A 15,565-nucleotide genomic window follows, 5' to 3' on the forward strand; every position below is an offset into this window, starting at 1 on the left:
GGGGTCGAGACCTGCGGCCTTGACCGCCGCGATATAGGCCTGCACCGCGGCGAGGCAGGCATCGCCCGTCTGCTGCAGGCAGACGGCCCCCACGCTTTCGACATCAAAATCGCTGGCACTTTGCGCGTTGACGGACGGCGCGGCGGCAAAAAGCATTGCTGCTGCGACCGCAGCTCCAACTAGACGGCTTCTCATCGGTGGGATCCCAATCCTCAAAACAACGCGGTCAGGCTAGCTCACGGCTCGGGAACCGTCAACGAACAGGAGCCCCGCCATCGCTGCGGCCGGCAGCGCCGGCCGCCCCCGGCGGGTGTGGCGACCTGTCGCCGCAAAGTGGTGGAAGCCCCCGCGATTCTCGTGCAAGTTCGGGCGTCCCCTGCGTCGGCGGTCACGGCCGGCGACGCCCGGGCGGCTCACTGGCTGGTTGGCGACATGGCATCGAGGGCGATAACGGGACCTGTACAACTGGTGGCACTGTCGGCCTGCCTGCTGCTGGCCGCAAGCTACGGCACCGCGCTCGAGGCCATGCCCTATGTTGCCGCCGGCGGCACGCTCGAGCGGCGCCTCGATTCCCTCGAGCATGGATTCGTGCCGGTCGGGCTGTCGCTGGCCTCCCAGCAGATGGTGCTCGCCGATTGCGCCGCGGTGTCACGCTCCATCTACGGCCGTGCCCTCGGGACCGGGCACCGCGTCCGTCTGCTCGCCACCTGCGCGCGCATCGCCGCCGGCATCACCGCCGGAGCGCCGACGCACGGCTATGGCTGGTACGTGGGCGCCCTCATGGCCGCCGAGCAGGGCGAACGCGCCGGCCTCAACCGCCAGCTGGCGCAGGCCTATGCGACGGCCCCCACCGAACAATGGCTGGCCGAGTTGCGGGTCGATTTGGTCGAAACGCACATGGACCAGATCGACCCCGCGCTGTTGGCGAGCCACGATCGCGACCTGGCGCTGCTGGTGCGCAGCCAGCGCGGCGTGCGCACCATCGCCAACCGCTACGTCCGGGTGGCCGCCTTCCGGGAACGGATCACGCGGATCGTGGAGCGCCTGCCCGTGGCCGACCAGAAACGCTTTCTTGCCAATGTCCGGCAGCAGGGTGAGGCTGCCGGCCCCGGCCTCCCGGGAATTGTTCGATAGGTTTGTTGATTGCATATGCAACTTGCCGGCAGCGGCCATGCCCACGCTCGTATGAGCACCCAGACAAGGCTCAACGATCTCCTCGGCTTCGCCCTGCTGGCCTTCCTCGCCCTGGCGCCGCTTCCCCTGGGCGGCAACCGGCCGTTCTTCTGGGTCGCGGGAGCGGCGTTCCTGGGCGTCATGGGCCTGGTCTACGGGTTGGCGCTGGCCGCCGGGGGACGCGCCCTGCGCTATCCGCTGACGCGCATTCCCGAGGTGGCGGGGCTGGCCGCCGTGCTCATCATCTACCTCGTGCTGCAGCTGCTGCCCGTCGCTTCCCTCGTCGGCCTGTCGACCCGCGTCCTGGGGGAGGGCGCCGCGGTCTCCTCCCCGACCATCAGCCTTGCGCCCGGCCCGACCGCGCTCATGCTCATTCAGGTTGGCGGCTACGCCATGCTGTTCTTCCTCGTCGCCCAGGTCGCGGTCAATCCGCACCGCGGACGGCACCTGCTGCGCGCCCTGTTCTGGGTCACCGTCGCCTACGCGGTCTACGGGCTCGTGTCGCTGACCCAGCTCGGCGATACGCTGCTCGGGCTGGAAAAATGGGCCTATCCGGGGTCGGCCACCGGCACCTTCGTCAATCGCAATTCCTTTGCCACCTTCCTTGCCTTCGGCGTCGCCATCGGGGCGGCCATCGCCATGGAACTGGCGGTGCCGCAGGCCGAGGACCGCAAGAGGGCGCGGGCCTGGCTGGGTGAGTTCGTGCTCGTCTCCGTCGGCATCGTGTTCCTCGTCGCCGCGCTGCTCGCCACCCAGTCGCGGATGGGCGCCGCCGCCGCCGCCTTCGGGACGATGGTCGTGGTCGTCGGCGGGCTGGGGCGCTCCCGGCTCACCCTCGCCCACTGGCTGGCCGCGGTCTTGATCACCCTTGCGCTCGTGGCCGGGCTCGTCGTCCTGTTCGGGGCGGGGCTGCTCGAGCGGCTCGGCTCGGTGGAAAGCTCTGCCGACGTGCGCCTCCAGCTCTACCAGCAGGTCGCTCGCATGATCGCGGCCGAACCCTGGTTCGGCTATGGCGGGGGCAGCTTTGCCACGGTGTTCCCGCTGTTCCACCAGTTGCCGGTCAGTCCCGACCTGGTCTGGGACATGGCCCATTCCACCTATCTCGCGCTGTGGGCCGAGCTCGGCATCGTCGCCGGCAGCCTGCCGCTGCTCATCATCGCCGCGCTGGTGCTGCGCCTGCTGCCTTCCCTCGCCGGCGAGCCGGCCCGGCGTACGCCGGTGCTTGCCGCCATCGGCGTGGTGGTCGTCGCCGCGGTCCATTCCACCGTCGACTTCAGCCTCGAAATCCAGGCCAACGCCCAGCTGCTGCTTGCCGTCCTCGCCATCGCCACGGCGGCCACCGCGGGGCCGCGGCCCCGCACGGAGAGCCGCTGATGACGGTCCTCGGCCGCCTGGGGCGGTGGCTCGGCGCCGGGGCAGCGCCCGCCGCGGCGGGCCGGCGCGCCTTCCGCCAGTTCGATGGCGCCCCGGCGGCGATCTACGCGGTGGGCGACGTGCACGGCTGCTACACGCTGCTGGCCGAACTGGAAGAGCGCATCCTCGCCGATGCGCGCCAGTATGCGGGCGAAAAATGGATCATCATGCTGGGCGACTACGTCGACCGCGGGCCCATGTCGCCGCGCGTGCTCGATCATCTGCGCCAGCCGCCGGCCGATCCGGCGATCGGCCGCATCTGCCTTGCGGGCAACCACGAGGCGGCGATGCTCGAGTTCCTCGCCGCCCCCAGCCCCGGCAGCCCCTGGCTGCAGTTCGGCGGCACCGAGACGCTCGTTGCCTACGGCATCGATCCGCGCCAACTGGAGCGGCGGCTGTCGCGGCGCGAACTCGGCCAGTTGGTCGCGAGCCACGTCCCGGACGAGCACCGCGAGTTCCTTGCCGGCCTGCCGGTCCTGGTCGAGACGCCGGGGCAGATCTTCGTGCATGCGGGGCTGCGGCCGGGAGTGCCGCTGGCCGCCCAGAAGGAGTCGGACCTCACCTGGATCCGGGACGACTTCACCGAGACCTACGAGAGTTTCGGCAAGACCGTGGTGCACGGCCACACGCCCCGCTCCGAGCCGCTGGTGACGCCGTCGCGGGTCGCCCTCGATACCGGGGCCTACCTCACCGGCCGGCTGACCGCCGCGGTGTTCTGCCCGGGGGAGCCGATCCGGCTCATTGGTGTAGAAGCGCGCCCGAAGTGGCTTGGCCCGTGAGGCCGAATACGGCAAGCATGGCCGGCGCGAACAGGTTCCCGGCGGGGCTCGCTGCACATCCCGCCGCGGATGGATATTGCGGGGAGGCATGATGGACGAGCAGGAATTCGACCTGCGGGGCATATTGGGGCTGCTGCGGCGGCAATACCGACTGATCCTGGTCACCCTCGCCGTGCTGCTCGCCGCCGCGACGGTGGCGGTGTTCGTGCTGAAGCCGGTCTATACCGCCTCCACCCTCATCCTCGTCGATCCCAGCCGCAAGGACCTGCTCGACCCCGATTCCCAGCTGACCAGCGCCTCCTCCGACAATGCCCGCGTCGACAGCGAGGTCGAGCTGGTCAAGTCCGATACCGTGCTGCTGCAGGTGGTCAAGGAGGCCGACCTGCTGAAGGACCCCGAATTCGGGGTGCGCCCCGGCCTGCGCGACAGCCTGATGAGCTTCCTGCGCCTCGCCGATACGGCCCTGCCCTCCGGCGACGCGGCGCTGCAGGCCGTGCTCGACCGGTTGCGCGAGGCAGTGAGCGTGCAGCGGCGCGGCCTCACCTATCTGATCCTGGTGCAGGCCCGCTCGCTGACCCCGGAGACGGCGGCGCGCATCGCCAACACCATCGCCCGCGTCTATATCAGCGCCCAGGTCGCCTCCAAGGTCGAGGCGACGCTGGCCTCGCGCGACATCATCCAGGCCCGCATCGAGGAAGCCGCCGCCGCCGTCGCCGCCTCCGAGGGCTCCTTCGATTCCTTCTTCTCCGAGAATTTCGAGGCCATCGCCGCCGAGACCGGCCGCACCGACCTCGTCGCCCTGCGCCGCCAGCTCGAGGACGCCAATGCCGCCCGCTCGCGCGAGGCGCTGCTCGCCGACATGGTCGACGGCACCCGCGCCCGGCGCGACTGGGCCGCGCTCGCCGACAGCCTCAAATCCGAGGCTGTGAGCGCGCTCGAAGCCAACCGCCAGCGCCTGCTCGCCACCCTCGCCGGCGTCGCCGAGGGCTCCGAACGGGCCATCGACCTTCGTGCCGAACTCGGCGCCCTCGAGGCCCAACTCGACAACGCCGCCGAAACCGAGCTCACCAACCTGCGGCGCGAGATCGCCGACCTGCAGTCGCGCGCCTCCGACATCCGCGCCCGCATCCGTTCCTCGGTGCTCGAGTCCGACCTGCCGCCGCAGTTGCTCGCCAGCATCTATTCGCTGCAGCAGAACGCCGAGATCGCCCGAACCCAGTACCAGACGCTGCTCTCCCGCCTCAAGGACCTCGAGGCCCAGGCCTACCTGCAGGTCGCCGACAGCCGCATCGTCTCGGCGGCGCTGGCGCCGCACAAGCCGAGCTTCCCCAATCCGCGGCTGATCTTCGCGCTCGCCGGGCTCGGCGGCCTCGGGCTCGGCGTCGCGCTCGCCTTTCTCGTCGAGAACTATGTCGGCGGCTTCACGTCCGAGGACCAGCTCGAGCAGGTGCTCAGGGCTGGCGTCGTCGCCGCCGTGCCGCACCAGCGCGATCCGAAGAAGGCCGAGGGCCAGCACGGCCTCTCCGTCGCCGAATACGTCGTCGATTCCCCCCTGTCGGTCTTCGCCGAGACGATCAGGCGCGCGCGCATGGGGCTCGACCAGGCCCTGCGCCGATCCCGCGGACCGGTTCCCCCCGCCGGCGGCGCCGTCGTCATGGTAACCTCCTCGGCCCCCAACGAAGGCAAGACCACGCTTGCCCTCTCGCTTGCCCGCGCCTATGCGCTCTCCGGACGCACCACCCTGCTCATCGATTGCGATCTCCGGAAGCCCGGCGTCCACCGCCAGCTCGGGCTCGAGCCCTCCTCCGGCCTGCTCGAATACCTGCACAAGGCCGCCGGCGCCCCCGAGCTGCCCGAGATCGCCACCATCGACGACGATTCGGGCGCCCAGGTCGTCCTCGGCGCGCGCAAGAGCGACGTCGCCACCGACCAGCTGCTCTCCGGGGCGACCTTCGCCCGGCTTCTCGCCGCGGCGCGCAACACCTTCGAGATCGTCATCATCGACACCCCGCCCGTCGGCCCCGTCGTCGACGGACTCTACCTCGCCCAGCACGCCGACGTCATCGCCTTCGTGGTGCGCTGGGCCAGCACCTCGCAGCAGGAGGCCAAGGCCGCCCTCGCCGCGCTGCGCGAGGCGAAGCGCGAGGAGACGGAGATCGCGGTGCTCCTCAACCAGCAGGAGGCGTCGCGGGCGACGTATCGCAACAAGTACCAGGGGTACTACCACGAGGCCTGAGCGTTGGCCCGGAGGCAGCTGCCGGGACCCGGGCGCACAGGCAACCGCGGGCGGGGCGCGTTTTCCGCTTAGGCGGGCAAGGGCGGGCGTGTATGCTGGCGCCCTGCTCCTGCGAGGATGTTTCCGATCTTGCTGCGGCGCGCCGTAGGAACCCTGCGTTCAATGCCTTCCCGCCTGCGCCGCGGCCTCGCCGCGCGCACCTTCGCGCCGGCCGCTGCCGCCGCAAGCCGGGACGGGATCGGCGCCTCCGGCAATCGCGCCTGCCTCCAGGTCCGGCACCTGCCGGCCGAGGCGCCGGCATGACCGGCACGACCAGGCCACTGATCCTGTTCTACACCCCGTTCTTCGGCAGTCCCCCCGACGTGGCCCGCCTCGCCTGCGGCAACGGCGCGTTCACGCTCGACCGCCGCCGCCTGCCCCAGGCCGATGCCGTGGTCTTCCACCTGCCGGACGCGTACGCCATGGGGGACGCGCGCAAATATCCCGGCCAGCGCTGGGTCGGCTGGTCGATGGAGAGCCGGGCCAACACCCCGGTTCGCGGCGACGCCGCGGCCATGCGCCATTTCGACCTGCTGATGAGCTTCGAGCGCGCCGCCGACGTGTGGTCGCCCTACCTGCCGAACCTCGCGGAATGGCAGGCCGCCCTCGCCGCGCCGCTGCCGCCCAAGCACGCGACCAGCCCGGTGGCGATGTTCCAGTCGGCCCGCAACGACCACAGCGGGCGCAACGCCTTCGCCGCCAGCCTGATGCAGCACATCGCCGTCGATTCCTACGGCCGCTTCCTCAACAATCGCAGCATCCCGCCGCCGGATCTGGGCGCCGCCACCAAGCTCGCCATCATCGGCGGCTACCGCTTCTGCCTCGGGCTCGAGAACACCATCGAGGACGACTACGTGACCGAGAAATTCTTCCAGCCCCTGCTGGCGGGGACGGTGCCGGTCTATCGCGGCGCCGCCAATGTCGGCGACTTCGCACCGGGGGAGCACTGCTACATCGACGCCAGCCGCTTCGGCAGCGCCGCGGAGCTGGCGGCCTACCTGCGCGACCTCGCCGACGACCCGGCCGCCTACGCCGCCTATTTCGCGTGGCGCACCAGGCCGCTGCGCCCGGCCTTCCTCGAGCTGGTGCGGCGGGCCGAGACCGAAGCCTTCTGCCGGCTCGCGACGCGTCTCGCCGAGCTGGGGCCAGGCAGCGGCCGCGGCGTGCGGCTCCCTTTCGGCTGGAGGCGCGCGCTCGGCACGACGCTGTGGCGGCTGCGCCGCCGCGCCCGCGCGGCCCGCGGCAGCGCGTGATCCGCGCCCGGGATGCCGGGCCCTGTGATTTGACGACCGTCAAAGCGGTCGGATCGGCGATCTGTTCTTCTTTCTCATTCGAAGGAGGAAATGATGGCTATTCGTTTCGCGCTTTCGGCAGCCGCCCTGGCGGCTCTTGTAGGTCTGCCGGCGATAGCGCAAGTGCCGCCCTCGCTCGAGCGGAAGATGGAAACTCTCGAGGCGGAGCTCACCGCGAACGGCTACGAGGTCGCACGCGGCACGTGGCACCTGTTCACCATCGACGATTGCCGTTTCGCGATCGCCTCGATGGGCTTCTGCATGGCCAACAATCCCGCCGCGCCCTACGTGATCCCGACGGTCCCGCATTGGGACGACGAGTTCTCCGATGCGCACATGAAGGATCTGCTGGGGCCGGCCGGCGACGAGTGGTGGACCTATCGGCTCGGCCCGCGGGAGGCGCTGGTGGTGATGGGCGTGCTGCCGCCGCCCGGCGCCTATTTCAGCCTCCTCACCTACGCGTTCACGCGCGCGGGGCCGCCCGACACCGGCCAGCCGCTCCACGACAAGCTGACCGATCCGTTCATGCGCAGCATGGTGTTCCAGACCTCGCCGAACCCGGAGCGGGCCATCGTCTTCGCCTCGCTCGTCGATGCGAACAACAACGTGGTGATGGATCGGCAATCGGGGGCCTCGTTCGGCACCGAACGCTACTTCGTCGTCAGCGCCGACGCGGGGCTGGAGCGCGACCTGACCGAGGCCCTTCTCCGCGCCGGCGTGCCGGATCGCAACCAGGTGTTCGCCGAGCGCATCTCGCCCGAGATCGCGCGCATCGGGCTCGGCAGCGAGGCCGACGATTTCATGAGCCTGTTGCGCTATGCCGAGCCCGAGGACAAGGCCGCGGGCGAGCAGTGGCGGCAGCAGCTCCCGCTGCTCATGCTGCGCGTGCGCGACACCAATGCCGCACGTGCCGCCGAGCCCTACCCAGCCCCGGTGAGGGAGGCGCGGGAAGGCAGTTCGGAACTGGCGCTGGCCGGCGACGTCGAAAAGCTCGCCGGGGCGGTGAAGGCGCATTGGGGCCAGCCCGGCGCGGCGGAAGGCAAGTTCGAGAGCCTCCTGACCATGATCGACCTGCTCGGCGAGCACTGCCTGGCGCAGCCGCGGAACTGCCTGGGCGACAATTCCGACACCGACTATCAGATCAGCCCGACGGGCAACCTCGATGCGGGCGAAGTGCTGGCGGTGGTGGGCACGCTCGGCACGCTGACCGGGAACGCCACCTATGTGAGCCTGTCGGTAAACTGGATCCCGCCGCTGCAGGGCGTGCTCAACATCTCGGACGCCGCGCTCGCGGGGAGCGCCGCACCCTATGGCGAGGGCATAGGCGGCGCGGACAGTCTCTACGTGCACTATTTCGCGCGCGACTGCTCGGGGCTCGCGGGCTGCACGGAAGTCAGCGAGCAGATGGTGCCCGCCGGCGGCTCCCTGAAGATCGTGCAGCGGAACTACGTCGTACCCGGCGGCACGAGGGGCGCGGACCCGGCGCGGCTGGTCAATCCGGTGCTCATGGTGCTGGACGGGACAGCGCGGCCGAAGGGCTGAGCGCGCGCGCTGAACGCGTTGCACACTGTCGCGCCCCCGGGGAACGGGGGGCGCAAGCCTCGGGAGGTGACGATGAGAGTGCAGGCACTCGCCATCGCATGCGTCGCATGGGCCTGGGCGATGGCCGCGCCGGGTGTGGTAGCGGACGAGGCCCAGGTGTTCGTCGTGTGCACGGGCTGGCACGCGCTGTGCTCGGCGTCGCAGGACTGTCCTGTCAATGGCCAGAGGGCGGATTGCGATTGCCTGCGGGTGAACGAGACCCATGTCGTCTACACGGCCGAAATTCAGGATCCCGACGCCAGGGCCGCGACTTCGGCGAAGTGCACGAGGGATCATCCGTGCGACGTGGACGAGGCGCCGGTCTGCCAGGTCATCCGGGACGGCACCTACACCGTCGACGGTACCCCGTATCAGTGGGTTTCGACCTACTCCTACCGCGGCTGGTGCAGCCTCCTGGACGTCGAACTCAGGGCCTGCGATCCGTCGGCACCCGGCTATCGAGGGGACAGCTACTGGGCGATCTGCGACGCGGCCCCTTGCACCGAGATCGAGGATCCGGCCGATCCGAACAGGCCCCTGCGCTGCCAGTGTCGCCTGGCCGATGCGCCCTTCGTGGGCGCCAATGGCAGCTGCACCGGCGACAAGGGCGGCATCATGTCGAGCTTCGCCGTAGAACTGTGGGACTTCGACAGGAACACGTACCGCATCTCGATGCCCGGCTACGACTACGTCGCGGCCGCCTGCGCCCCCTTGCGGTCGGACCCGCCGCCTGCAAGCGGCAAGGTGAGATAGGGGCTGCTTCGCGCCGGCATTCCGGCGCCGGGAGCCCAAGGTGCCGCAGGATGCGACAAGCCCTGCTGCGTCCGGCCGGACTCCTGCTATCCTGCGCCACCATGCCGGGCTCGCTGATCGCCACGAAACTGTTCATGCCGACGCTGCGGGCCGGGGTCGTCGATCGCGGCCGGCTGAACGAGCGGCTGCAGCGGGGCGGCGCGGCGAGGCTCACCCTCGTCTCGGCGCCGGCAGGGTTCGGCAAGACCACCGCCGTCGTCGCCTGGCTCCGATCGCGTCCCCCCGGCGGGGCGGTGGCGTGGCTGTCGCTGGACGAGACCGACAACCAGCCGGCGCGGTTCTGGGCCCATGTGATCGCGGCGCTCCAGGATGCGGTGGCGCGGATCGCAGCGCCGCCGCTCGACGTCCCCCAGCCGGCCCAGCTGCCCGACGACCTCGTCCCGGGCGCGATCGTCAACGCACTGGCCGCGCTTCCGCAGCGCCTCGAACTCGTCTTCGACGACTACCACCTCGTCGACCAGCCGCCGGTGCACGCGGGCGTGACGTTCCTGCTCGAGCACCTGCCGCCCAACGTCCATGTCGTCATCACCACGCGGGCCGACCCGCCGCTGCCGCTGGCGCGGCTGCGCGCGCAGGGCGAGCTGGTGGAGGTCCGGGCCGCGGACCTGCGCTTCACCGCCGGGGAGGTCGCGGCCTACCTCAACGGCGCCATGGGCCTGGGGCTGTCGGCGGCGGATGTCGCTGCGCTGGGGGAGCGGACGGAGGGGTGGATCGCCGCCCTGCAGCTCGCCGCCTTGTCGATCGAGGGGCGTGACGACGCTGCCTCCTTCATTGCCGGATTTGCCGGCAACGACCGCTACGTCTTCGACTACCTGGTCGAGGAAGTACTGCAGCGCCAACCCGAAGCCGTGCGCGAATTCCTGCTGGAGACGTGCTTTCTCGACCAACTGAGCGGGCCGCTCTGCGATGCGGTCACCGGCCGCAGCGGGAGCCGGCAGACGCTCGAGGCGCTGTATCGCGCCAACCTGTTCCTCGTCCCGCTCGACGACCGGCGCGAGTGGTACCGCTACCATCGCCTGTTTGCCGATGTGCTCGAGACGCAACTCGACGCACCCGGGCGCGACCGCCTGCGCCGCCTGCGCCGCCGCGCCAGCGACTGGTACGAGGCGCATGGCGGGCGATCCGAGGCCATCCGCCATGCCCTGGCCGCGGAGGACTTCGAGCGCGCGGCGGAGCTGATCGAGCTTACGGCCTTCGGCATGCAGAAGCTGCGCCAGGAGTCCACGCTCCGCACCTGGATGCGTGCCCTCCCCGATGCCGTCATACGGACCCGCCCGGTATTGGGCATCGCCCTTGCCGGCGTGCTCGCCTCGGTCGGCGAGTTCGAGGAACTCGACGAGCGGCTGCGTGACATCGAGCACGGCCTCGCGGCGATTGCCGCGGCCGGCGGCTCCATGCCGGAAGGTGTCGTCGTCGTCGACCCCGCCCAGTTGCCGCGCGTACCTGGCCTCCTCGAACTCTACCGGGCCGCCCTCGACCAGGCACGGGGCGACCTGCCGGCAAGCATTCGCCACGCCGAACGCGTGCTCGAACTGGCGCCCGCGGACGACCATCTCGCCCGCGCGGCGGCGGCGTCGCTGCTCGGGATCGCCTGCTGGTCGGAGGGCCAGCTCACACAGGCCCGCGCCGCATGGACCGAAGGACGGGAGGGCCTCATGCGTGCCGGCCACATTGCCGACACGCTCGGGGTCTCGATCGCCTTGGGCGACATCAACGTGGCGCTGGGCCAGTTGCGCGAGGCCGCGCAGGTTTTCGAGCGGGCGCTGCAGATGTCGGCGGCGGCGCACGGCCCGGTCCTGCGCGGCACGGCCGACATGCATACCGGCCTCGCAGCCATCCTGCGCGAACGCAACGAGATCGAGGCCGCGCGCCGGCATCTGCTCGCGGCCGCGGAGCTCGGCGACGGCGCCGGACTGCCGCAGAACCCCTACCGCTGGCGCGTGGCCGACGCGCTGCTCAGGCAGGACGCGGGCGATGCCGACGGCGCCCGCAACAGCATCGAGGAGGCCGTCCGCCTCTATGCGGCGGACATGTTCCCCAACGTCCGGCCGGTCAAGGCGACGCGGGCCCGCATCCTCATTGCCCAGGGCCGGCTCGAGGAAGCCGCCCGCTGGCAGCGCGATGCCGGGCTCGCCGCCGGCGACCCGCTCAGCTATTTGCGCGAGTACGAGCACATCACGCTGGCGCGGCTGCTGCTTGCCCGGGAAGAAAGGGCCGGAGCCAAGGGGGATGCGCAGGCCGTGCCGTTGCTTCGTCGCCTGCTTGCGGCCGCGGAACCCGGCGGCCGCAATGGCAGCGTCATCGAGCTCTCCGTCCTCCTCGCCCTCGCCAGCCGGCACACCGGAACCGACGAGGCCCTCCAGCATCTGGGGCGCGCGCTGGCGCTGGCGGCACCCGAGGGCCATGTGCGGGTGTTCGTCGACGAGGGCGCGCCGATGGAGGCATTGCTCAAGGCCGCCGTGAAGCGCCATGTCGGCAGCGACTATGCGGGCCGGCTGCTCGCGGCGTTCGGCCCCGCCCAGCCGAGGCCGGCCATGCACCCCGACCTGATCGAGGCGCTGAGCGAGCGGGAGCTCGACGTGCTGCGGCTGCTCGCCACCGACCTCAGCGGCCCCGAGATTGCCCGCGAGCTTGCCGTCTCCGAGAACACGATGCGCACCCACACCAAGAACATCTACGAAAAGCTGGGCGTCAACAGCCGCCGCGCCGCCGTGAGCCGCGCCGAGGAGCTGAAGCTCCTGACCCGCCGGAGGGCCTGACCCCGACCGCTGCCGCCCGCAGCGGGGGCTCCGCTCACCCGCAGAAAAATGCACCGCCTCACCAAGCCTGGTGAGGCGCGCTCACCAAGTCCGCTCCCACAAGTGCACCTGCCGGCGACGAACGCGCCGCCGGCGGCACGAACGAGAGACGAGCATGAGCGATCTTCCCTCAGCACACCGGCCCGAAGGCGGGACCTACGAAATCCGCCTGCGTGGCCAGCTCGACCCGCGCTGGGCCGCCCGCCTGGGCGTCACGGCCCTGACCCACGACAGCGACGGCACGACGACGCTGCGCGCGGTCGGGGTGGATCAGGCCGCACTGCACGGCCTGCTCCAGCGCGTCCGCGATCTCGGACTTACGCTGGTCTCGGTCAGCTGTGTCCGCGCCGCTGCCGACGACGCCTCCACCTGACCGCAACACAAAGGAACCCGACATGACCACCATCGCACCGACCTACGCTGCCGCCGCCGGCGCTGCCGTCAGAGCCGCGGACACGACCTCGACGGCCCAGCGGGACACACAGCGGCTGGCCCGGCTCACCGGCCTCTTCTTCCTCGTCACCTATGCCGCGTCCATTCCACCCTTCGTGTCGATGTACGTGCCGGCGCTCGGCAACCCGGCCTTCGTCCTCGGCGGCGGCTTCGACCAGGCCGTCTCCTGGGGCGCGCTGCTCGAACTCGTGCTGATCTTCGCCAATATCGCCACCGCCCTCACCCTCTACTCCGTGTTGAAGCGGCGCTTCCCGGTCCTGTCGCTCGGCTTTGTGACGGCGCGGCTCACCGAGAGCGCGTTCATCGGCATCGGCATCGTCGCCGTCCTCGCGCTCAACACGCTGCGGCTCCACGGCGTCACCGCCGGTGCCGACGAAGCCGGACTGGTGGCCGCCGGCCAGTCGCTGGTCGCGGTGCATGACTGGACGTTCCGGCTCGGGCCCGGAATCGTGGTCGGCATCGGCAACGGCCTGATCCTGGGCTACATGATGTGGAAGACGCGGCTCGTTCCCCGCTCCCTCTCCATCCTCGGCCTGGTCGGTGGCCCTGCGCTCCTCATTGCCGGCGTCGCGGTGGTCCTCGGCATCATCGATGCCGGCTCGACCCCGCAGCTGATCGCCACCATCCCCGAGTTCTTCTGGGAACTGCTGCTCGGCGTCTGGCTGCTGGTCCGCGGCTTCAACCCGCAGGCGGCCGCCGCACTCGCACCCAGCGGCGCGGCCGCTGCCGCGCAGTAGGCGGCAGCGCAGCCGGGCCAGCGCGGCGGGCGCGACAGGCGTCCGCCTCACCCTTCCGGCACTTGGCAAAGGACTTGCGAGCGCCTAGAAGAACGGCCGGATTAACGCAAAATCAACCCTGCCGGCGCGACGGTTCCAACGGGGGCGTCGGCGGGGGACGTGGTTTGGATGATTTGGGAACGGCCGATGGCGCCCCGCTGGCGGCACAGGCCCGCGCTGGCATGAGCAAGTCGGCTTTGATCACCGGGATCACCGGGCAGGACGGGGCCTATCTCGCTCGCCTGCTGCTCGACAAGGGCTACCGCGTGCATGGCATCAAGCGGCGCTCCTCGAGCTTCAATACCGGCCGGATCGAGGACATCTACCAGGATCCGCACGAGCCCGATCCGCGCCTCGTGCTCTACCATGGCGACATGACCGATGCGACGAACCTGATCCGCATCGTGCAGGAGACGCAGCCGGACGAGATCTACAACCTCGCCGCGCAAAGCCACGTGCAGGTGAGCTTCGAGACGCCCGAATACACCGCCAGTGCCGACGCGCTCGGGCCGCTGCGCCTGCTCGAGGCGATCCGCATCCTCGGGCTCGAGAACAGGACCCGCTTCTACCAGGCCTCGACCTCCGAGCTGTACGGGCTCGTCCAGGAGGTGCCGCAGCGCGAGAGCACGCGCTTCTATCCGCGCTCGCCCTATGCCGCCGCGAAGCTCTATGCCTACTGGATCGTGGTCAACTACCGCGAAGCCTATGGCCTGCACGCCTCCAACGGCATCCTGTTCAACCACGAGAGCCCGCTGCGCGGGGAAACCTTCGTCACCCGCAAGATCACCCGCGCCGCCGCCGCCATCGCGCTGGGCCGGCAGGACCGGCTGTACCTGGGCAATCTCGACGCCCGCCGCGACTGGGGGCACGCCGAGGAATACGTGCGCGGCATGTGGCTGATGCTGCAGCAGGACGAGCCCGACGACTACGTGCTGGCGACCGGGGAGACGACGCCGGTGCGCAGCTTCGTCGAATGGGCCTTCGCCGAGATCGGCATCGCCATCGACTGGCGCGGCCGCGGCGTCGACGAGAAGGGCTACGAGCGGGGCACGGGGCGCTGCCTCGTCGAGGTCGACCCGCGCTACTTCCGCCCCACCGAGGTCGACCTGCTGGTGGGCGATGCCTCCAAGGCCCACCAGAAGCTGGGCTGGCGCCACACGAGGACCGCCCGCGACCTCGCCCGCGAGATGGTGCGCGAGGATCTGCGCCTGCTGCAGCCCGCCGCGGCGGCGAAGGAGGCCTGATGTACGAGCTCGCCGGCAGGCGCGTCTTCGTCGCCGGCCATCGCGGCATGGTCGGCAGCGCCCTCGTCCGCCGCCTCGCGTCGGAAGACTGCGAGATCGTCACCGCCCCGCGCGCCGCGCTCGATCTCACCCGCCAGGCCGAGGTCGAGGCGTGGATGGCGGCCAACCGCCCGGACGTGGTGGTCATCGCCGCCGCCAGGGTCGGCGGCATCCTCGCCAACGCCACCCGCCCGGTGGACTTCCTCCACGACAACCTGATGATCGCGGCCAACCTCATGGCCGCGGCGCACGCCGCCGGCGTCGGGCGCCTGCTCTTCCTCGGCTCGAGCTGCATCTATCCGCGCCTCGCCGAGCAGCCGATCGCCGAGGAGGCGCTGCTCACCGGCCCGCTCGAGCCCACCAACGAGGCCTACGCCATCGCCAAGATCGCCGGCATCAAGCTCGTCGACGCCTATCGCCGCCAGCACGGGCGCGACTGGATCAGCGCCATGCCGACCAATCTCTACGGCCCCGGCGACAATTTCGACCTCAGCTCCAGCCACGTGCTGCCGGCGCTCATCCGCAAGGCCCATGAAGCGCGGCGCGCCGGCGCCGGGCAGCTCGAGATCTGGGGCACGGGCACGCCGCTGCGCGAATTCCTCCACGCCGAGGATTGCGCCGATGCCCTGGTGTTCCTGCTCCGGCGCTGGTCCGGCGCCGGGCCGGTCAATGTCGGCTCGGGCGAGGAAATCTCGATCCTCGACCTCGCCCGGCTGGTCGCCGCCGTCGTCGGCTTCGACGGCGACATCGTGCAGGATCTGACGAAGCCCGACGGCACGCCGCGCAAGCTGATGAGCAGCGCCCGCCTCACCGCCATGGGCTGGCGCCCGGGCATCGGGCTCAAGGAGGGGATCGCGCGCACCTACGCCTGGTATCTCGAGCATGTCGCGGTACGACCATGAGGGGTGACGGGACGGGCGGGCCGGGGG

The 15,565-nt window shown here is 70.7% G+C and carries 13 protein-coding genes; all 13 read left to right on the forward strand.

All coding sequences use genetic code 11. The features are described from left to right. The first annotated feature begins 468 nt into the window (after positions 1–468). The 13 genes from VGD93_RS10190 to fcl all read left to right on the forward strand — a co-directional run bounded on the left by VGD93_RS10190 (position 469) and on the right by fcl (position 15,538). Complete coding sequence (locus VGD93_RS10190) at positions 469–1,134, forward strand: hypothetical protein (RefSeq protein ID WP_395011694.1); 666 nt, start codon at positions 469–471, stop codon at positions 1,132–1,134. A gap of 51 nt (positions 1,135–1,185) precedes the next feature. Continuing rightward, the gene (locus VGD93_RS10195; RefSeq protein WP_395011696.1) at positions 1,186–2,547 is read left to right on the forward strand and encodes an O-antigen ligase family protein; all 1,362 of its coding nucleotides are present in this window, start codon (positions 1,186–1,188) and stop codon (positions 2,545–2,547) included. Continuing rightward, positions 2,547–3,365, forward strand: a complete 819-nt coding sequence (locus tag VGD93_RS10200; protein ID WP_395011698.1) for a metallophosphoesterase family protein — start codon at positions 2,547–2,549, stop codon at positions 3,363–3,365. Before VGD93_RS10195 ends, VGD93_RS10200 begins: the two co-directional genes overlap by 1 nt. 88 nt (positions 3,366–3,453) lie before the next feature. Continuing rightward, positions 3,454–5,601 (forward strand): Wzz/FepE/Etk N-terminal domain-containing protein, encoded by a 2,148-nt coding sequence (locus VGD93_RS10205; RefSeq protein ID WP_395011700.1) that lies wholly within the window; start codon positions 3,454–3,456, stop codon positions 5,599–5,601. A gap of 162 nt (positions 5,602–5,763) precedes the next feature. Beyond that, positions 5,764–5,904, forward strand: a complete 141-nt coding sequence (locus VGD93_RS10210) for a hypothetical protein (RefSeq protein WP_395011702.1) — start codon at positions 5,764–5,766, stop codon at positions 5,902–5,904. Continuing rightward, positions 5,901–6,893 (forward strand): glycosyltransferase family 10 fucosyltransferase, encoded by a 993-nt coding sequence (locus tag VGD93_RS10215; protein WP_395011704.1) that lies wholly within the window; start codon positions 5,901–5,903, stop codon positions 6,891–6,893. Before VGD93_RS10210 ends, VGD93_RS10215 begins: the two co-directional genes overlap by 4 nt. A 186-nt stretch (positions 6,894–7,079) precedes the next feature. After that, on the forward strand, positions 7,080–8,474 hold the full coding sequence (locus tag VGD93_RS10220) for a hypothetical protein (RefSeq protein ID WP_395011706.1): 1,395 nt from the start codon (positions 7,080–7,082) through the stop codon (positions 8,472–8,474). 72 nt (positions 8,475–8,546) lie between these two features. Further along, positions 8,547–9,266, forward strand: a complete 720-nt coding sequence (locus VGD93_RS10225; RefSeq protein ID WP_395011708.1) for a hypothetical protein — start codon at positions 8,547–8,549, stop codon at positions 9,264–9,266. Between the two features lie 50 nt (positions 9,267–9,316). Further along, positions 9,317–12,085: a LuxR C-terminal-related transcriptional regulator gene (locus VGD93_RS10230; protein WP_395011710.1), complete on the forward strand. Its 2,769-nt coding sequence runs from the start codon at positions 9,317–9,319 to the stop codon at positions 12,083–12,085. Positions 12,086–12,239: 154 nt separating this feature from the next. Next, positions 12,240–12,497 carry a hypothetical protein gene (locus VGD93_RS10235; protein ID WP_395011712.1) on the forward strand — a complete coding sequence of 86 codons (258 nt, stop codon included), beginning with the start codon at positions 12,240–12,242 and terminating at the stop codon, positions 12,495–12,497. Positions 12,498–12,519: 22 nt separating this feature from the next. Further along, complete coding sequence (locus tag VGD93_RS10240; protein ID WP_395011714.1) at positions 12,520–13,314, forward strand: DUF4386 domain-containing protein; 795 nt, start codon at positions 12,520–12,522, stop codon at positions 13,312–13,314. Between the two features lie 221 nt (positions 13,315–13,535). After that, positions 13,536–14,597 carry a GDP-mannose 4,6-dehydratase gene (gene gmd, locus VGD93_RS10245; protein WP_395011715.1) on the forward strand — a complete coding sequence of 354 codons (1,062 nt, stop codon included), beginning with the start codon at positions 13,536–13,538 and terminating at the stop codon, positions 14,595–14,597. Continuing rightward, positions 14,597–15,538, forward strand: coding sequence for a GDP-L-fucose synthase (gene fcl, locus VGD93_RS10250; protein ID WP_395011717.1), 942 nt, complete (start codon positions 14,597–14,599; stop codon positions 15,536–15,538). The genes gmd and fcl overlap by 1 nt, the downstream gene beginning before the upstream one ends. Positions 15,539–15,565 lie beyond the last annotated feature (27 nt).

The organism is Devosia sp. (genome assembly GCF_036406155.1).
GTDB lineage: Bacteria > Pseudomonadota > Alphaproteobacteria > Rhizobiales > Devosiaceae > Devosia_A.